The 17,678-nt window shown below is 67.4% G+C and carries 17 protein-coding genes; 14 read left to right on the top strand and 3 right to left on the bottom strand.

Features of this window, described 5'->3' with window-relative positions; translation table 11 throughout:
• Positions 1-105: 105 nt before the first annotated feature.
• The 9 genes from LXE91_RS17200 (at position 106) to ftsB (ending at position 11,182) form a co-directional block, all read left to right on the top strand.
• Positions 106-1,359, top strand: coding sequence for a lipoprotein-releasing ABC transporter permease subunit (locus LXE91_RS17200; RefSeq protein ID WP_021157682.1), 1,254 nt, complete (start codon positions 106-108; stop codon positions 1,357-1,359).
• A 55-nt stretch (positions 1,360-1,414) separates the two neighbouring features.
• Positions 1,415-2,110 (top strand): lipoprotein-releasing ABC transporter ATP-binding protein LolD, encoded by a 696-nt coding sequence (lolD, locus tag LXE91_RS17195; protein WP_039364748.1) that lies wholly within the window; start codon positions 1,415-1,417, stop codon positions 2,108-2,110.
• Positions 2,111-2,177: 67 nt separating this feature from the next.
• A complete protein-coding gene (locus tag LXE91_RS17190) occupies positions 2,178-2,966 on the top strand; it encodes a TatD family hydrolase (protein ID WP_039364747.1) in 789 nt (262 codons plus the stop codon).
• A gap of 57 nt (positions 2,967-3,023) precedes the next feature.
• Complete coding sequence (locus tag LXE91_RS17185) at positions 3,024-5,507, top strand: DNA internalization-related competence protein ComEC/Rec2 (protein ID WP_278068100.1); 2,484 nt, start codon at positions 3,024-3,026, stop codon at positions 5,505-5,507.
• 241 nt (positions 5,508-5,748) lie between these two features.
• Positions 5,749-6,594 carry an alpha/beta fold hydrolase gene (locus tag LXE91_RS17180; protein WP_039364743.1) on the top strand — a complete coding sequence of 282 codons (846 nt, stop codon included), beginning with the start codon at positions 5,749-5,751 and terminating at the stop codon, positions 6,592-6,594.
• Positions 6,595-6,775: 181 nt separating this feature from the next.
• Positions 6,776-8,434, top strand: coding sequence for a CTP synthase (locus LXE91_RS17175; RefSeq protein ID WP_039364741.1), 1,659 nt, complete (start codon positions 6,776-6,778; stop codon positions 8,432-8,434).
• Positions 8,431-9,285 (top strand): 3-deoxy-8-phosphooctulonate synthase, encoded by an 855-nt coding sequence (gene kdsA, locus LXE91_RS17170; RefSeq protein WP_039364739.1) that lies wholly within the window; start codon positions 8,431-8,433, stop codon positions 9,283-9,285. The genes LXE91_RS17175 and kdsA overlap by 4 nt, the downstream gene beginning before the upstream one ends.
• A 106-nt stretch (positions 9,286-9,391) precedes the next feature.
• Complete coding sequence (gene eno, locus LXE91_RS17165) at positions 9,392-10,675, top strand: phosphopyruvate hydratase (protein ID WP_011352544.1); 1,284 nt, start codon at positions 9,392-9,394, stop codon at positions 10,673-10,675.
• An 81-nt stretch (positions 10,676-10,756) separates the two neighbouring features.
• Positions 10,757-11,182 (top strand): cell division protein FtsB, encoded by a 426-nt coding sequence (gene ftsB / locus LXE91_RS17160; protein WP_039364737.1) that lies wholly within the window; start codon positions 10,757-10,759, stop codon positions 11,180-11,182.
• Positions 11,183-11,272: 90 nt separating this feature from the next.
• Here ftsB and LXE91_RS17155 read toward each other — a convergent pair whose 3' ends face one another.
• From LXE91_RS17155 to LXE91_RS17145, 3 genes are all read right to left on the bottom strand, one after another.
• Positions 11,273-11,635 carry a hypothetical protein gene (locus LXE91_RS17155; RefSeq protein ID WP_039364735.1) on the bottom strand — a complete coding sequence of 121 codons (363 nt, stop codon included), beginning with the start codon at positions 11,633-11,635 and terminating at the stop codon, positions 11,273-11,275.
• Positions 11,636-11,769: 134 nt separating this feature from the next.
• Positions 11,770-12,720 carry an Hsp33 family molecular chaperone HslO gene (gene hslO, locus LXE91_RS17150; protein WP_039364732.1) on the bottom strand — a complete coding sequence of 317 codons (951 nt, stop codon included), beginning with the start codon at positions 12,718-12,720 and terminating at the stop codon, positions 11,770-11,772.
• A gap of 25 nt (positions 12,721-12,745) precedes the next feature.
• Positions 12,746-13,270, bottom strand: a complete 525-nt coding sequence (locus tag LXE91_RS17145; protein WP_039364730.1) for a gamma carbonic anhydrase family protein — start codon at positions 13,268-13,270, stop codon at positions 12,746-12,748.
• A gap of 148 nt (positions 13,271-13,418) precedes the next feature.
• Here LXE91_RS17145 and LXE91_RS17140 point away from each other — a divergent pair, with 148 nt between their 5' ends.
• The 5 genes from LXE91_RS17140 to LXE91_RS17120 all read left to right on the top strand — a co-directional run bounded on the left by LXE91_RS17140 (position 13,419) and on the right by LXE91_RS17120 (position 17,674).
• Complete coding sequence (locus LXE91_RS17140) at positions 13,419-14,276, top strand: ferritin-like domain-containing protein (RefSeq protein WP_039364727.1); 858 nt, start codon at positions 13,419-13,421, stop codon at positions 14,274-14,276.
• 178 nt (positions 14,277-14,454) lie between these two features.
• Complete coding sequence (locus LXE91_RS17135; protein ID WP_039364726.1) at positions 14,455-15,345, top strand: alpha/beta fold hydrolase; 891 nt, start codon at positions 14,455-14,457, stop codon at positions 15,343-15,345.
• Positions 15,346-15,426: 81 nt separating this feature from the next.
• A complete protein-coding gene (locus LXE91_RS17130) occupies positions 15,427-16,257 on the top strand; it encodes a 3',5'-nucleoside bisphosphate phosphatase (protein WP_039364724.1) in 831 nt (276 codons plus the stop codon).
• Between the two features lie 72 nt (positions 16,258-16,329).
• On the top strand, positions 16,330-16,962 hold the full coding sequence (locus tag LXE91_RS17125) for an L-threonylcarbamoyladenylate synthase (protein WP_039364722.1): 633 nt from the start codon (positions 16,330-16,332) through the stop codon (positions 16,960-16,962).
• Between the two features lie 49 nt (positions 16,963-17,011).
• Entirely contained in the window at positions 17,012-17,674 is a 663-nt protein-coding gene (locus LXE91_RS17120; protein WP_039364721.1) for a site-2 protease family protein, read from the top strand.
• The last annotated feature ends 4 nt before the right edge of the window (positions 17,675-17,678 follow it).

The raw sequence follows: 17,678 nt of genomic DNA, 5'->3' as shown, positions 1-17,678 counted from the left end.
CGCGTCCGGCGGCCGTTTTTCGACCGTGCCCGGGCCGGTGGCCGCCACCGGGCGGCGGTCCGGCCGCGGGGCGCCTCCCCGCCGTAACCAGCAGAAAGGATTCGCTTGAAACTTCCGTACGAATGGCAGATCGGCTGGCGCTACACGCGCGCCGGCAAACGCACGACCGGTAACGGCTTCATTTCCTTCATCGCGCTCGTGTCGATGCTCGGGATCGCGCTCGGCGTCGCGGCGCTGATCGTCGTGCTGTCGGTGATGAACGGCTTCCAGAAGGAAGTGCGCGACCGCATGCTGTCGGTGCTCGCGCACGTCGAGGTGTTCTCGCCGACGGGCTCGATGCCCGACTGGCAACTGACCGCGCAGGAAGCGCGGCGCAATCCGTCGGTGATCGGCGCGGCGCCGTACGTCGACGCGCAGGCGCTGCTCACCCGCCAGGACGCGGTCAGCGGCGTGATGCTGCGCGGCGTCGAGCCCACGCTCGAGCCGCAGGTGTCGGACATCGGCAAGGACATGAAGGCGGGCCAACTGGCTGCGCTGGTGCCGGGCCAGTTCGGCATCGTGCTCGGCGATGCGCTCGCGGGCAATCTCGGCGTGACGGTCGGCGACAAGGTCACGCTGGTCGCGCCGGAAGGATCGATCACGCCGGCCGGCATGATGCCGAGGCTGAAGCAGTTCACGGTCGTCGGCGTGTTCGAGTCCGGGCACTACGAATACGACAGCACGCTCGCGATGATCAACATCCGCGACGCCGAGGCGTTGTTCCGGATGGCCGCGCCGACCGGCGTGCGGTTGCGGCTGAAGGACATGCAGAAGGCGCCGGACGTGGCGGTCGAGTTGTCGCATACGCTGTCGGGCAGCCTGTACATCCGCGACTGGACCCAGCAGAACAAGACGTGGTTCTCTGCCGTGCAGATCGAGAAGCGGATGATGTTCATCATCCTCACGCTGATCATCGCGGTGGCCGCGTTCAACCTCGTGTCGTCGCTCGTGATGACGGTGACCAACAAGCAGGCCGACATCGCGATCCTGCGCACGCTCGGCGCGCAGCCGGGGTCGATCATGAAGATCTTCGTCGTGCAGGGCGTGACGATCGGCTTCGTCGGCACGGCGTCGGGCGTCGCGCTCGGGTGCCTGATCGCGTGGAGCATCCCGTGGCTGATCCCGATGATCGAACACCTGTTCGGCGTGCAGTTCCTGCCGCCGTCCGTGTACTTCATCAGCGAGCTGCCGTCCGAGCTCGTCGCGAGCGACGTGATCCGGATCGGGCTGATCGCATTCGCGCTGTCGGCGGTCGCGACGCTCTATCCGAGCTGGCGCGGCGCGAAGGTGAAGCCGGCGGAGGCGCTCCGCTATGAATGATCGCGCGACCGCATTCGCGGATTCACGACAACACAACAAACAGGATTCGGCAGGTATGCAGGAATACGTGCTTCAGGCGCGCGGGATCACGAAGGCGTTCGTGCAGGGCGGCTTCAACGTGCAGGTGCTCAACAATACCGAGCTGACGGTGCGGCGCGGCGAGAAGCTCGCGGTCGTCGGCGCGTCGGGTTCCGGCAAGAGCACGCTGCTGCACGTGCTGGGCGGGCTCGACGAGCCAAGTGCGGGCGAGGTGTCGCTGCTCGGCAAGCCGTTCACGCAACTCGCCGAGCGCGAGCGCAACGAACTGCGCAACCGTGCGCTCGGTTTCGTCTACCAGTTCCATCACCTGCTGCCCGAGTTCACCGCGCTCGACAACGTCGCGATGCCGCTGCGCATTCGCCGGATGACGACCGAGGACGCGCGCGAGCAGGCCCGGGCGATGCTCGAGCGCGTCGGTCTCGGCCCGCGTGCGAAGCACCGGCCGGGCGAGCTGTCGGGCGGCGAGCGGCAGCGCGTGGCGATCGCGCGCGCGCTGGTCACGAAGCCCGCGTGCGTGCTCGCCGACGAGCCGACCGGCAACCTCGACGGCACGACGGCCGATACGGTGTTCAACCTGATGCTCGAGTTGTCCGAGACGCTCGAAACGAGCTTCGTGATCGTCACGCACGATCCCGATCTCGCCGCGCGCTGCGACCGCATCATGCGGCTGCGCGACGGCGTGCTGCACGAGGAGCCGGCGCTGCCGGTGTGAGAAGCGAACGCGCTTGGCCTGCTGCCGGGGTGGTCCCGGTGCGGCGCCAGGGCGCAGGACTGCCGCCATGTGGATCGATACGCACTGCCATCTCGACGCCGCCGAGTTCGACGCCGACCGCGACGCGGTCGCGCACGCGGCGCGCGCGGCCGGCGTGTCGCGCATCGTGATCCCGAGCGTCGGGCGCAACAACTTCACGACGGTGCGCGAACTCGCGCAACGTACGCCGGGCGCGGTCTACGCGTTGGGCATCCATCCGATGTATACGCCACGCGCACGCGACGAGGATCTCGACCTGCTGCGCATGGAGATCGAGGCGAGCCTCGACGATCCGCGCTTCGTCGCGATCGGCGAGATCGGCCTCGACTATTTCGTGCCGGGGCTCGACGAAGAGCGGCAGCAGTTCTTCTACCAGGGGCAGCTCAAGCTGGCGCGCGAATTCGACCTGCCCGTGCTGTGCCACGTGCGCAAGTCGCAGGATCGCGTGCTGGCCGGACTGCGCCGTGTGGGCGTGCGGCGCGGCATCGCGCATGCGTTCAACGGCAGTTTCCAGCAGGCCGAAGCGTTTCTCGCGCAAGGGCTGCATCTCGGTTTCGGCGGCAACGTGACCTTCTCGCGCGCGCTGCAGATCCGCCGGCTCGCGACGGAGTTGCCGCTCGACGCGCTCGTCGTCGAGACCGATGCACCCGACATCGCGCCCGAATGGGCGTACAAATCCCGCAACACACCCGACCAGGTGCCGCGCATCGGCGACGTGCTCGCCGAACTGCGCGGGCTCGACGCCGGCGCGGTGTCCCTATGCACTTCGGCTAACGCGCTCGCCGCGCTGCCGCGACTCGCACTTTCGTCCGCATAATCGTTGCCCTGAGGCGCCGCATTCTCGATGGCGGCGTCGGGTCGACGAGGAGGGGCGATGCGCGTGTGGTGGATCGCGTTCGCGCTCGGCGTGGTCGTACTGCAGCGGCAGGCGGCGCTGCCGGGTGCGCTCGCATGGACGATCGGTGTGGCCGGGCTCGCGGGTTGCGCGGCGCTGAGCGTGTGGTGCATGCGTCGCCGGCGTACGCGCAGGACCGCCATGTTCGGATGGATGCTGTGTGCGCTCGCGGCGTGCGATGCAGGGTTCGGTTACGCGGCCGCACGGGCAGAATGGCGGCTGCGCGATAGCCTGCCCGTCGAATGGGAAGGGCGCGACATCGTCGTCACCGGCGTGATTCGCGGGCTGCCCGTGATCGACGAGACAGGCGCGCGGCTGCTGTTCGCGGTCGAGTCGAACGATGCGGGGCTGGCCCGTTTTCCGCCGTTGATCCGGCTTTCGTGGCGCGCGTATGGCGCATCGGCGACACGCGATCCACTTCCCGACCTGCGCGCCGCACAGCGCTGGCGTTTCGTCGTGCGCCTGAAGCGCCCGCATGCCGAGGCCAATCCGGGTGTGCGCGACAGCGAGGCGGCGTGGCTGGCCGCAGGCATACGCGCGATCGGTTATGTCAGCGCGCCCCGGCGGGCGGAAATGCTCGATGCGCGCGCAGCGGGATGGCTTGCGTCGATCGATCGGCTGCGCGACGTGCTGCGCACGCGTATCGGCGAGTCGCTCGGCAGCGACGCCGGTCATCGCGGCATCGTCGCCGCGCTCGCGATCGGCGACCAGTCCGGCATCGGCGACGACGACTGGCACGTGCTGCGCAGCACGGGCACGAGCCACCTGGTCGCGATTTCCGGCCTGCATGTCGGGCTCGTCGGCGCGATCGCGGGCGGGCTCGTGTCGATGGTCTGGCGCCGCCTGCGCTGGCGCACACGGGCTGCAACGCTCGCGTTTCCGGCACCGTACGCGGCCGCGCTCGCCGCGCTGGCGGCCGCGGGCGGCTATGCGGCGCTGGCGGGCTTCAACGTGCCGGCGCAGCGCGCGTGGTGGATGATCGCGACCGGCGGCATCGCATATCTGGCCGGGCGCAGCGTACCGACTTCCGCGGTGCTGTGCGCGTCGCTCGGCGGCGTGCTGCTTGCCGACCCGTGGGCCGTGCTGTCGGCCGGATTCTGGCTGTCGTTCGGGGCGGTCGCCGTGATCCTGCTGGCCATCGCCGGCTGGCGTGCCGCGCGCGAGGCCGATGTGGAAGGCGAGGAGGGCGACGGCACGGCCGGCTTGTCGAGCCGGTTGCGCGGGTGGGGGGCACGCGCCGCGCGCCGTATCGCCGAGGCCACGCGCGTGCAGTACGCGGTGACGATCGGTCTCGCACCGCTCACGGCCGCATGGTTCGCGCAGATATCCCTGTCGGGCCCGTTCGGCAACGCGTTCGCGATTCCGTGGGTCAGCTCGGTCGTGACGCCCGTCGTGCTGGCCGGCATCGCGCTGCCCGCGCCGTTCGATGCATACGCGTTCCGGCTAGCGCACGCGGCGCTCGAACCGATGATGACGCTGCTCGGCTACCTCGCCGACTGGCCGGCCGGCGTGTTCTGGCTGCGCATGCCCGACTGGCCGGTGCTGGTGCTGGCCTGCGTGGGCGTCGCATGGGCGCTGATGCCGCGCGGCTGGCCGTTGCGCTGGGCGGCCCCGATCACGTGGCTGCCGCTCGTCGCGCCGGCGTCTGATGCGCCGCCGCCGGGCGGCTTCCGGCTGACCGTTTTTGACGTCGGGCAGGGTGCGTCGGTGCTGGTGGAGACTGCGCGGCGCACCTTGCTGTTCGATGCGGGGCCGGGCGCGGAGTCGACCCACGCGGGCGCGCGGATCGTCGCGCCGGCGTTGCGTGCACGCGGCATCGCGGTGATCGACTCGCTCGTGCTCAGTCACGCGGATGCCGATCACGCGGGCGGTGCACCGGCCGTCTATGCGGCAGCCGACGTGCGCCAACTGCTGGCCGGCATCGTGCCGAACAGCCGGTTGTGGCGCGATGCGGCCGCCGCCGGCGTCGCCGACCGGCTGCCATGCGCGGCCGGGCAGCGCTGGACTCGGGACGGCGTCGCGTTCACGATGCTGTGGCCGCAAGGCGGCCCGGGCGCGGGCTCGTCGAACGGGCGGTCGTGCGTGCTGCGCATCGACGCGGGCGAGACGTCCGCGCTGCTGACGGGCGACGTCGATGCGCGCGGCGAACGCCGGCTCGTGGACGCTGCGCGCGACGCGCTGGCCGCGCAGATCCTGGTCGTTCCGCACCACGGCAGCCGTACGTCGTCGGTCGAGCCTTTCCTCGATTCGGTCGGGCCGCGCGTCGCGGTATTTCCTGTAGGCTATCGCAATCGTTTCGGGCATCCGCACCGGACGGTGCTCGCCCGTTACGCGGCGCGCGGGATCCCGCTGCCGCGCACCGATCGCGACGGCGCCGTGCGGTTCGACGTCGCGTCGGCTGACGGCGGGTTTGCCTTCGAGCGTCATCGCGACGTTCGGCGACGGTACTGGATGGATCGGTGAGCGCGGCGTAAGCCGGCGTATCAAAATAAAGATGGCCCGGGATCCGCGCTCAATGCCGAAGCGTGGGACCGGCAGAACGCGAAGCATGGGACCGGAGTAAGCGCTGAAGCGCCAACTCGGGTCGACCGCGAAGCATGGGACGACAGTAAGTGCTAAAGCACTAACTGTCGTCGACCGCCAAGCATGGGACGACAGTAAGTGCTAAAGCACTAACTGTCGTCGACAAAGGAGACATCGGCGTTTGAAGGACATCCTCCACTTCTCGCATGCGAACGGCTTTCCGGCGTCGACGTACCGCACGATCTTCGCCGAGCTGGCCGACGACTACGAGCTGCGCTACATCGAACGGATCGGCCACGACCGCCGCTACCCGGTGACGCGCGACTGGCCGCATCTCGTCGAGCAACTGCTCGACGACATCGGCAGCCGCTACGAGCGTCCCGTCTGGCTCGTCGGCCATTCGCTCGGCGGCTACCTGTCGCTGATGGCCGCGCTGAAGAAACCGCAATGGGTGCGCGGCGTCGTGATGATCGATTCGCCGATCATCGCGGGCTGGCGCGCCGGCGCATTGCGCGCGAGCCAGTGGGCGGGGCTCGACGAGCGGCTGTCGCCGGCCGCCGCGACACGCAACCGGCGTACGCACTGGGTAAGCCGTGACGAAGTCTGGCGGCACTTCCGCGAGAAACCGGCGTTCGCACGCTGGGACGAACGGATGCTGGCCGACTACATCGACTACGGGATTCCACAGACCGGTGCCGACGGCGAGCGCTCGCTCGCGTTCGACCGGCAGGTCGAATACCTGATCTACCGGACGCTGCCGCACACGCTCGGCCCGCGGCTCGCGCATGGCGCGCCGGTGCCGCTCGGCTTTCTCGCCGGCACGCGTTCGCGCGAAGTGCGCCAGGTCGGGCTCGATGCAACGCGCCGCGCGGCGCGCGGCCGCGTCGAATGGCTGGAAGGCAGCCACCTGTTTCCGATGGAGCGGCCGCTCGAGACCGCCCGCGCATTGCAGCGGATGCTGAATTCGCTGAAGGCCGCGGAGGGCGATGTGGCGCAGGGCGTCACCCCGCTCGCGAAGCGCGCCTGAAGCACGGTTTCGCGGCCGGGGCGCCGCCTCCGGCACGCGCGGTTGCACCGGCCGGCGGGCGGTTTCGCCCCGGCGCGCACGGCTGGTGCGGGTCGACGCGAAAGGGCAGGATCATCACGCCAATTGCTGAGAGAAGGGCGGGCTTTACGGTATAATCCGTTTTTCCCGCGAGCATCCAGCGATGACCAAATATGTTTTCGTCACCGGCGGCGTAGTTTCTTCCCTTGGCAAGGGTATTGCCGCCGCTTCTCTCGCCGCGATCCTCGAATCGCGCGGTCTGAAAGTCACCCTCCTCAAACTCGATCCCTACATCAACGTCGACCCCGGCACGATGAGCCCGTTCCAGCACGGCGAAGTGTTCGTGACGGAAGACGGAGCGGAGACCGACCTCGACCTCGGCCATTATGAGCGCTTCATCAGCACGAAGATGCGCAAGGCCAACAACTTCACGACCGGCCAGATCTACGAATCGGTGATCCGCAAGGAACGCCGCGGCGACTATCTCGGCAAGACCGTGCAGGTCATTCCGCACATCACGAACGAAATCCAGGCGTTCATCGAGCGCGGGGCCGCGTCGGCCACCTGCGGTGAGCCGGATGTCGCGATCGTCGAGATCGGCGGCACGGTCGGCGACATCGAGTCGCTGCCGTTCCTCGAAGCCGCGCGCCAGATGAGCCTGCGCCTCGGCCGCAACAGCGCGTGCTTCGTGCACCTGACGCTGGTGCCGTACGTCGCGACGGCCGGCGAGCTGAAGACGAAGCCGACCCAGCACAGCGTGCAGAAGCTGCGCGAGATCGGCATCCTGCCGCACGTGCTGCTGTGCCGTGCCGACCGCCGCATTCCGGACGACGAATCGAAGAAGATCTCGATGTTCTCGAACGTGCCGGAAGACGCCGTGATCTCGGTGTGGGACGCCGACAGCATCTACAAGATTCCGCAGATGCTGCACGACCAGGGCCTCGATCGCATCATCTGCGAGGAACTGAAGCTGTCGCCAAAGGACGCCGACCTGACCATGTGGTCGGAGCTCGTCGAGAAGCTCGAGAACCCGAAGCACGAAGTGACGATCGGCATGGTCGGCAAGTATGTCGACCTGACCGAGTCGTACAAGTCGCTGATCGAAGCGCTGCGCCACGCATCGCTGCACACGTCGACCAAGGTCAACATCGAATACATCGACTCGGAAGAGATCGAGACGAACGGTGTCGACAGCCTGAAGCATCTCGACGCCGTGCTGGTGCCGGGCGGTTTCGGCCGTCGCGGCACGGAAGGCAAGATCGCGGCGATCCGCTATGCGCGTGAAGCGAAGGTGCCGTATCTCGGCATCTGCCTCGGCATGCAGCTCGCGGTGATCGAGTTCGCGCGCGACGTCGTCGGCCTGAAGCAGGCGAACAGCACGGAATTCGAGCCGGACACGCCGGAACGCGTGGTCGCGCTGATCACCGAATGGTACGACCGCGACGGCAAGGTCGAGACGCGCACCGAGGAGTCCGATCTCGGCGGTACGATGCGCCTGGGTTCGCAGCGCTGCCCGATCAAGCCGGGCACGATGGCGGAAGAGATCTACGGCAAGGACGTGAACGAGCGCCATCGCCACCGTTATGAAGTCAATAACCGCTTCGTGCCCCAGCTCGAAGCCGGCGGCCTTATCATCAGCGCCCGTACCCCGAGCGAGGATCTGCCGGAAATGATGGAGCTGCCGCGTTCGATGCACCCGTGGTTCGTCGGCGTCCAGTTCCACCCGGAATTCACGTCCACGCCGCGTGACGGCCACCCCCTCTTCAAGTCGTTCGTCGAAGCTGCGCTTGTCAACAAGCAAGCGCGCGGAGTGCAAGCATGAAGCTGTGCGATTTCGAGGTCGGTCTCGACAAGCCTTTCTTCCTGATCGCGGGTACCTGCGTCGTCGAATCGGAGCAAATGACGATCGACACGGCGGGCCGCCTGAAGGAGATCTGCGCGAAGCTGAACATTCCGTTCATCTACAAGTCGTCCTATGACAAGGCGAACCGCAGCTCGGGCAAGTCGTTCCGTGGCCTCGGAATGGACGAGGGCCTGCGGATCCTGTCCGAGGTGAAGCGCCAGCTCGGCCTGCCGGTGCTGACCGACGTGCATTCGATCGAGGAGATCGAGCAGGTCGCGTCGGTCGTCGACGTGCTGCAGACGCCGGCGTTCCTGTGCCGCCAGACCGATTTCATCCATGAGTGCGCGCGCTCGGGCAAGCCCGTCAACATCAAGAAGGGCCAGTTCCTCGCGCCGCACGACATGAAGAACGTGATCGACAAGGCGCGCGAAGCGGCTCGTGAAGCGGGGCTCTCGGAAGATCGCTTCATGGCGTGCGAGCGCGGTGTCTCGTTCGGCTACAACAATCTGGTGTCGGACATGCGTTCGCTCGCGATCATGCGCGAGACGAGCGCGCCGGTCGTGTTCGATGCGACCCACTCGGTGCAACTGCCGGGCGGGCAGGGCACGAGCTCGGGCGGCCAGCGCGAATTCGTGCCGGTGCTCGCACGTGCGGCGGTCGCGACGGGCGTCGCGGGCCTGTTCATGGAGACGCACCCGAATCCGGCCGAGGCAAAGTCGGATGGCCCGAACGCGGTGCCGCTGAACCGGATGAGCGCGCTGCTGGAGACCCTCGTCACGCTCGACCAGGCGGTGAAGCGCAATCCGTTCCTGGAAAACGATTTCAATTAAAGATCGAATGAACCTTGCGACGGCTTCGCGCGTCAGTAGCGAAAGCGGTTCGGGCGCGCGCGCCGTCGCAGTTTGAAGAATCCATCGTCATTCTCAGAGGAAACCCATGAGTGCAATCGTAGATATCATCGGCCGCGAGATTCTGGATTCGCGCGGCAACCCCACCGTCGAATGCGACGTGCTGCTCGAATCGGGCACGATGGGCCGCGCGGCGGTGCCGTCGGGCGCGTCCACCGGCTCGCGTGAAGCGATCGAACTGCGCGACGGCGAAGCCGGCCGCTACAACGGCAAGGGCGTGCTGAAGGCAGTCGAGCATATCAACACCGAAATCTCCGAAGCCATCATGGGCCTCGACGCGTCGGAACAGGCGTTCCTCGACAAGACGCTGCTCGAGCTGGACGGCACCGACAACAAGTCGCGCCTCGGCGCGAACGCGATGCTGGCCGTGTCGATGGCCGTCGCGAAGGCAGCCGCCGAAGAGGCCGGCCTGCCGCTGTACCGCTACTTCGGCGGTTCGGGTGCGATGCAACTGCCGGTGCCGATGATGAACATCGTCAACGGCGGCGCGCACGCGAACAACAGCCTCGACATCCAGGAATTCATGATCGTCCCGGTGAGCCAGCCGACGTTCCGTGAAGCCCTGCGTTGCGGCGCGGAAGTGTTCCACGCACTGAAGAAGATCCTGAGCGACCGCGGCATGAGCACGGCAGTCGGCGACGAAGGCGGCTTCGCGCCGAACTTCGGCAGCAACGACGAGTGCCTGTCGACGATCCTGCAGGCAATCGAGAAGGCCGGCTACCGTGCGGGCGAAGACGTGCTGCTCGCGCTCGACTGCGCGGCATCCGAGTTCTACCACGACGGCAAGTACCAGCTCGCGGGCGAAGGCCTGCAACTGTCGTCGGCCGAATTCACCGACTACCTCGCGACGCTCGCCGACAAGTTCCCGATCGTGTCGATCGAGGACGGCATGCACGAAAGCGACTGGGAAGGCTGGAAGCTGCTGACCGACCGCCTCGGCAAGAAGGTGCAGCTGGTCGGCGACGACCTGTTCGTCACGAATACGCGCATCCTGAAGGAAGGCATCGAGAAGGGCATCGCGAACTCGATCCTCATCAAGATCAACCAGATCGGTACGCTGACCGAAACGTTCGCGGCGATCGAAATGGCGAAGCGCGCGGGCTACACGGCCGTGATCTCGCACCGCTCGGGCGAAACCGAAGATTCGACGATCGCGGACATCGCGGTCGGCCTGAACGCCGGTCAGATCAAGACGGGTTCGCTGTCGCGCAGCGACCGCATCTCGAAGTACAACCAGCTGCTGCGCATCGAGGAAGATCTCGGCGACATCGCAAGCTACCCGGGTAAATCGGCTTTCTATAACCTGCGCTAACGCGCTACTATCGGGTTCGTCATATCGACGCCGCTCTGTGCATGTGCGCGGAGCGGCGCTTCTTATATCTGCGGTTCTTACATGCGGCTTGTCACTGTCGTCCTGATTGCCTTGCTGGCGCTCATTCAGTACCCCCTATGGTGGGGACACGGCGGCTGGCTGCGGGTGCATGAATTGCGCCAGCAGCTCGACGATCAGCTCCGGAAGAACGCGGACGAGAAGCTGCGTAACGAGCGCACCGCAGGCGAAGTGCAGGATCTGCAGGGCGGCACTGCGGCCATCGAAGAGCGCGCGCGCTACGAGATGGGCATGGTGAAGGATGGCGAAGTGTTCGTGCAGTTCGTGTCGCCGAATGCGCCTGCCGTACCGCTGAACAACACGCCGTCGAATACGTCGACGCGCGGCGCCGTCTCCGCGGCACCGGTGCGTGTCGTGCCGAATCCGCAGTCGATCGCGAAGCCGTCGCGGCATCATGGCGGCGACAAGGGCAAGGCCGCGCATCACTGAGGCACGATTGCTCGAACCCATTGAAAAAGCGCGGGAAATGCCGCGCTTTTTTATTTCCTGTCGGTAGTCAATCGGCTGAGCGATGCACGCTCACCACCACCATCCCGGGTAGCCGTAGCTGATGCCCGAGCCCCAGCGATTTCCCCATCCGCCGTAATACCCGCCGTAGACCGTCACCGGCGGCGGCGAGTAATAGGCCCATGCGCGCGCGGCGGCCTCGGCTGCCATCGCATTGTTCTGTTCGCGCAGCACCTGCTGGTCGATCTCGTCGTAGCGCTTGCGTTCGGCGCTCGACAGCGCGGGCGGCTGGCCGCCCGATGCACCGGGTTCGGGCAGGCGGCTCAGGATCGTGGAAGTCGGCGGCGGCATCGCGCAGCCGGCCAGCACGAGCGTGCCGGCGGCAACGGTTGTCAGGACGATGGTGCGGAACGGATGATGAAGCGGGCGATTCATGTGTTTCTCCTGCAGCGCGCCGACGACGGGAAGCGGCTTGCGCCGAAGTGCGCGACTTCGGCGCCGGAGCCTTGCGTGCGACGCTCGTGCGTCATTATGCGCCCATGCCCGGACGACGGGCATCGGGCCACTGATCAGTGACGCTGCTCGGTCGCGGGCGCGATGCCCGTCTCGACGCCGGGTGCCGCGAACAGCTGCGCGACGTCGACCGGATCGAATTCATAGCGCTGGTTGCAGAACTCGCAATGAATCTCGACATGGCCGCGCTCGACGATCACGCTATCGACTTCTTCACGGCCGAGCATGCGCAGCATCGCGCCGACCTTCTCGCGCGAGCACGAGCACTGGAAACGCGTGCCGGCCGGTTCGAAGTGCTGCACGTTTTCCTGCCAGAACAGCCGGCGGAACACGACCTCCGGTTCGACCTCGAGCAGTTCCTGGGCGGACAGCGTGCCGCCGAGCGTGCACACGCGCTCCCACGTATCGGTATCGGTTTCGGCGTTACGCGGCACGATGCCGCCGTCGCCCGGCAGCTTCTGCAGCAGCATGCCCACCGCGCGGTCGCGATCGGCCGCGAGCCACATCCGCGTGTCGAGCTGTTCCGAGTGATGCATGTAATGCTCGAGCACCTGCGAGACGGATTCAAGCGGGCCGTCGACACCGTTCAGCGGCACGATGCCCTGGTACGGCTGCTGGCCGGGCAGCTTGTCGGCCGGATCGAGCGTGATCACGCAGCGGCCGTGGCCGCTCGCGTTGACGAGCGACGCGAAGCGCGTGTCGTCGCCGATCGTCTGGGCGGAGTCGCCGGCGAACTTCGCGGTGGCCCGCATCGACAGATCCGAGCCGCACTGGACGACCAGCATCTGGACAGGCCCGTCGCCGAAGATCTGCATGATCAGGGTGCCGTTGAATTTCAGGTTCGCGGAGAGCAGCGCGCACGCGGCCATCATCTCGCCGAGCACCGTGCGCACGGGGGCAGGGTAGTCGCGGCGGGCGAGCACTTCCTGCCACGTATTGCGCAGCGAAACGATCTCGCCGCGCACGGGCGCCGCATTGAACATGAATTTCTGTAACTGGTCGCTCACTCTTCTTCCTTGAAATCCGTGCGAATCACCCGATCCGCACGAGTTGCTCCTTGAAATGCGCACGCCGCTCGACGTACGTCTTCGCGTTCGTGCGCAGCCGCGCAATGTCTTCCGCCGACAGCTCGCGCACGACTTTCGCCGGTGCGCCGAGAATCAGCGAGTTGTCCGGGAACGCCTTGCCTTCCGTCACGACCGCGCCGGCACCAACCAGACAGTTGCGGCCGATGACCGCTCCATTCAAGACCACCGCCTGGATACCGACCAGCGAACCTTCGCCGATCGTGCAGCCGTGCAGCATGGCCTGGTGCCCGATCGTCACGTTTTCGGCAATCGTCAGCGGAAAGCCAGGGTCCGTGTGCAAAACCGCGCCTTCCTGGACGTTGCTGCCTGCACCGACGGTGATCGTCTCGTTGTCGCCGCGAATCGTCGCGCCGAACCAGACGCTCGCGTTCTCCTCGAGCACGACCTTGCCGATGATGGCCGCCGTATCGGCGACGAATACGCTTTCGTGGATCGTCGGGGCCGTATCGCCCAGCTTGTAGATCGTCACGGAGTCTCCTTGTCTCTTCGATGAAGGGCGCCGGTAGAATGGCGCGTCTGGTTTGCCCGGCGCATGCGCATGTGCCGCGCAACAATCGCCTATTGTAAACCGTCGCGTGCGTGCGCTCCCGCGATGCGCACGCAGGGTGTCCCCGTTTATGAGCATGGAGTCTTCTTCTTTCGGCAATGCGTCGGCCTGCGTGCGCCGCGCCGCGCTCGAGGCGCTGCGTGACGCCGAACCCGCGGCCAAGGCCGCCCAGGTGCGTGCGCTCTATGACGCGCTGCTGGCCGGGCAGGCGGCGATCGCGCCGTCGCTCGAATTGCCCGAATCGGCCGATCTGCCCGGGCGTCCGGCGCGCCCGCCGCTCGTCGAACCGCGCCAGCTCGAGCGGCGCAGCATGCGTTCGCCGGAAGGGCGCGCCGTGCTGCTGCACGCGCTTGCCCATATCGAGTTCAATGCGATCAACCTGGCGCTCGACGCGGTCTGGCGCTTCGCGGGCCTGCCCGCCCCGTTCTACGCGGACTGGCTGAAGGTCGCGGCCGAGGAGGCCTATCACTTCACGCTGCTGTCCGACCGCCTGGCGGCATTCGGGCATGCGTACGGCGATTTTCCCGCGCACAACGGTCTGTGGGAGATGTGCGAGCGGACCAAGGGCGACGTGCTGGCGCGCATGGCGCTCGTGCCGCGCACGCTCGAGGCCCGCGGGCTCGACGCGTCGCCGCCGATTCGCGCGCGGCTCGTGCAGGCGGGTGACGACGCGTCGGCCGCGATTCTCGACGTGATCCTGCGCGACGAAATCGGCCACGTCGCGATCGGCAACCGCTGGTTCCGGCATCTGTGCGACGAAGCCGGCCGCGATCCCGTGCCGACTTACCGGCTGCTCGCCGAGCAATACCACGCGCCGCGGCTGCGCGGCCCGTTCAATTTCGATGCGCGCCGCGATGCCGGATTCGAGCAGGCCGAACTCGACGAACTGGCCGCGCAGGACGTGGCGGAGGGCGGCGCGCCACGCTAGCCGGCTCGCGTTCGGCCGCGCTTCGACTGCCGCCTGCCGTCCCGCGTGCCCGGGACATGACGCTTCCCGACGGTTCCTGGCGTACGCGCGCCGCTAGAGCAGCACCTCGATTGCCGGACGCCGGAAAGCAGGCGTCGCCGCTATAATCGAACGATCATTCTTTTTTCTGGCGGCTGCAATGAGTGCATCGAGTTCTGTTTCGGATTTCGTCGCGGTGCGCGGCGTCCAGCTGCACGTTCGGCGCTGGGGCCGGCCCGATGCGCCGACGCTGTTCATGCTGCACGGCTGGATGGACGTCGCGGCGTCGTTCCAGTTCGTCGTCGATGCGCTCGCGGGCGACTGGCAGGTGATCGCGCCCGATGCGCGAGGTTTCGGGCTGTCCGACTGGCCCGTCGCGCGGCAGGGCGGCGGCCATTACTGGTTCCACGAGTACCTGGGCGACCTCGATGCGCTCGTCGACCACTATGCGCCGGCCGGTGAAGTCAACCTGGTCGGGCACAGCATGGGCGCGAACGTCGTGTGCCTGTATGCCGGCGTGCGGCCGGAGCGAGTGCGGCGCGTGGTCGATCTCGAGGGTTTCGGGCTGGCGCCGGCGCGGGCCGAGCAGGCGCCGCGCCGGCTGCGCGGCTGGCTGGACGAACTGCGCGAACCGCCCGTGCTGCGCCCTTATGCGTCCCTCGACGACGTGGCGGCGCGCCTGACCAAGACCAATCCGCGGCTTGACCCGCGCCGTGCGGCGTTCCTTGCCGCGCACTGGTCGAAGCGCGGCGACGACGGCCTGTACCACCTGCTGGCCGACCCTGCGCACAAGATGCCTGGCCCGCAGCTGTACCGGCTCGACGAAGTGATGGCCACCTGGGCGCAGGTGCGCGCGAAGGTGCTGCACGTCGAAGCCGTCAATTCGCCGACGCTGGCACACATCGCCGGCGACATTCCGCTGCCGGAATTCAAGGCGCGCTTCAACGCGTTCCCCGACTGGCGCGAGAAGCTCGTCGAGGATGCGGGCCACATGGTCCATCACGACCAGCCCGAGCAGATTGCGGCGCTGATCGAGGCGTTCTGCGCGTAAGCGCGCGGCGGCAGCGGCGGGGCGCGCGGGCGGCGCATTGCCGCGTTGCAGTAGAATGAAGCCTTACCTGCCATGCCGACAATGAACGCCGATCTCCACTGCCATTCGAATGTTTCCGACGGGTTGCTGCCGCCTGCCGACGTCGCGCGCCGCGCTCATGCCGGCGGCGTGACCCTGTGGGCGTTGACCGACCACGACGAGATCGGCGGCCAGGCAGCGGCGCGCAGCGAAGCGGAAGCGCTCGGCATGCGCTACCTGAGCGGCGTCGAGATTTCGGTCACGTGGGCGTCGCGCACCGTGCACATCGTCGGCCTGAATGTCGATCCCGCGAACCAGGTGCTGGTCGACGGCCTGTACCGCACGCGCCACGGCCGCGCGGCGCGCGCGGTGGCGATCGGCGAGCAGCTCGCCACGCTCGGCATTCCCGGCGCGTACGAAGGTGCGTTGAAGTACGTGTCGAATCCGGACCTGATCTCGCGCACGCACTTCGCCCGCTTCCTCGTCGAAAACGGCCACGCGACGTCGACGTCCGATGTGTTCGATCGGCTGCTCGGCGACGACAAGCCCGGGTTCGTCCCGCACCGCTGGGCGACGCTGCCCGACGCCGTCGCGTGGATTCGGGCCGCCGGCGGCGAAGCCATCGTCGCGCATCCGGGCCGCTACCGCTACACGCCCGTCGAATTCGACGCGTTCTTCGGCGAGTTCATCGATCTGGGCGGCCGCGCGATCGAGGTCGTCACGGGCAGCCACACCCCCGACCAGTACCGCGAATATGCGGACGTCGCACGCCGCTTCGGCTTCGAAGCGTCGCGCGGCTCGGATTTCCATGCGCCAGGCGAGGGCCGTGTCGAGCTCGGCAGCCTGCCGCCGTTGCCGCCGGGCCTGACACCGGTCTGGGAACGCTGGCTCTGACACCGGGCGGCGGCCTGCCACCTGCGTTGCTGCCGGCCGCGCGCATCCGATTTCTTCCCCTTTACGACCCCCATGTCCCAGTTCTTCAGGATTCACCCGGATAATCCGCAGCCGCGCCTGATCAAGCAGGCCGTGGAAATCGTCAGCAAGGGCGGCGTGATCGCGATGCCGACCGATTCGAGCTATGCGCTCGCATGCCATCTCGACGACAAGGACGCGGTCGAGCGCGTGCGCCGGATTCGCGGCCTCGACGAGAAGCAGCACCTGTCGCTGCTCGTGCGCGACCTGTCGGAGCTCGCCAACTTCGCGATGGTCGACAACCGCCAGTACCGGCAGATCAAGTCGGTGACGCCGGGCCCGTACGTCTTCATCCTGCAGGCGACGAAGGAAGTGCCGCGCCGGCTGTCGCACCCGTCGCGCAAGACGATCGGGCTGCGCGTGCCCGATCATGCCATCACGCTCGCGTTGCTCGAATCGCTCGGCCAGCCGCTGCTCGGCACGACACTGATCCTGCCGCCGGACGACGAGCCGCTCAACGATCCCGAAGAAATCCGCGAGCGGCTCGAGAAGCAGGTCGACCTCGTGATCGACGGTGGTGCGTGCCCGCGCGAGCCGTCGACGGTGATCGACCTGACCGGCGACGAGCCCGAGCTCGTGCGTGCGGGGCGCGGCGCGCTCGAACCGTTCGGACTCTCGGCCGCGTAAGCGCGCCGTTCCATTTTTTGCGCGAGTGCGCTTGTTACAATAACGCGATATGGATGCTTCCCTGATACAGACCATCGCCGTCTACGCGCTGCCCGTGATCTTCGCGATCACGTTGCACGAGGCCGCGCATGGCTACGCCGCCCGCCTGCTCGGCGACAACACCGCCTACATGATGGGGCGCGTGTCATTCAACCCGATGCGCCACATCGATCCGCTCGGCACGATCGCGATCCCGCTCGCGATGTATTTCCTGACTGGCGGCGCATTCCTGTTCGGCTATGCGAAGCCGGTGCCGGTGTCGTTCGGCAACCTGCGCGATCCGCGCTGGGGCAGCCTGTGGGTATCGCTCGCGGGCCCGGCCTGCAACTTCGTGCAGGCGCTGATCTGGGGTGTGCTGACCCTCGTGCTGCCCGCCGTCGGCATCGACGAGCCGTTCTTCACGCGGATGGCGTTTGCCGGCGTCAGCGCGAACCTCGTGCTCGGCGTGCTGAACCTGTTTCCGCTGCCGCCGCTCGACGGCGGCCGCATCCTGGCGGCGCTGCTGCCGACGAAGCAATCGATCGCGCTGTCGCGCATCGAGCCCTACGGTTTCATCATCGTCCTCGTGCTGGTCGCGACGGGCGTGCTGACGAACTTCTGGCTGCGCCCGCTCGTCAACGTCGGCTATGCCGTCCTGAGCGCCATCCTGTCCCCATTCGCCTCGCTTCTCTAACGAC

The organism is Burkholderia contaminans (assembly GCF_029633825.1).
GTDB classification, from domain to species: Bacteria; Pseudomonadota; Gammaproteobacteria; order Burkholderiales; family Burkholderiaceae; genus Burkholderia; species Burkholderia contaminans.
This window is presented reverse-complemented; position numbering and strand designations above follow the sequence as displayed.

Bases quoted from the DNA above. Each gene is read 5' to 3' on its own strand.
- lolD (WP_039364748.1), top strand. From the start codon at position 1,415: ATGCAGGAATACGTGCTTCAGGCGCGCGGGATCACGAAGGCGTTCGTG.
- LXE91_RS17190 (WP_039364747.1), top strand. From the start codon at position 2,178: ATGTGGATCGATACGCACTGCCATCTCGACGCCGCCGAGTTCGACGCC.
- LXE91_RS17185 (WP_278068100.1), top strand. From the start codon at position 3,024: ATGCGCGTGTGGTGGATCGCGTTCGCGCTCGGCGTGGTCGTACTGCAG.
- LXE91_RS17175 (WP_039364741.1), top strand. From the start codon at position 6,776: ATGACCAAATATGTTTTCGTCACCGGCGGCGTAGTTTCTTCCCTTGGC.
- kdsA (WP_039364739.1), top strand. From the start codon at position 8,431: ATGAAGCTGTGCGATTTCGAGGTCGGTCTCGACAAGCCTTTCTTCCTG.
- eno (WP_011352544.1), top strand. From the start codon at position 9,392: ATGAGTGCAATCGTAGATATCATCGGCCGCGAGATTCTGGATTCGCGC.
- ftsB (WP_039364737.1), top strand. From the start codon at position 10,757: ATGCGGCTTGTCACTGTCGTCCTGATTGCCTTGCTGGCGCTCATTCAG.
- LXE91_RS17155 (WP_039364735.1), bottom strand. From the start codon at position 11,635: ATGAATCGCCCGCTTCATCATCCGTTCCGCACCATCGTCCTGACAACC.
- LXE91_RS17140 (WP_039364727.1), top strand. From the start codon at position 13,419: ATGAGCATGGAGTCTTCTTCTTTCGGCAATGCGTCGGCCTGCGTGCGC.
- LXE91_RS17135 (WP_039364726.1), top strand. From the start codon at position 14,455: ATGAGTGCATCGAGTTCTGTTTCGGATTTCGTCGCGGTGCGCGGCGTC.
- LXE91_RS17130 (WP_039364724.1), top strand. From the start codon at position 15,427: ATGAACGCCGATCTCCACTGCCATTCGAATGTTTCCGACGGGTTGCTG.
- LXE91_RS17125 (WP_039364722.1), top strand. From the start codon at position 16,330: ATGTCCCAGTTCTTCAGGATTCACCCGGATAATCCGCAGCCGCGCCTG.
- LXE91_RS17120 (WP_039364721.1), top strand. From the start codon at position 17,012: ATGGATGCTTCCCTGATACAGACCATCGCCGTCTACGCGCTGCCCGTG.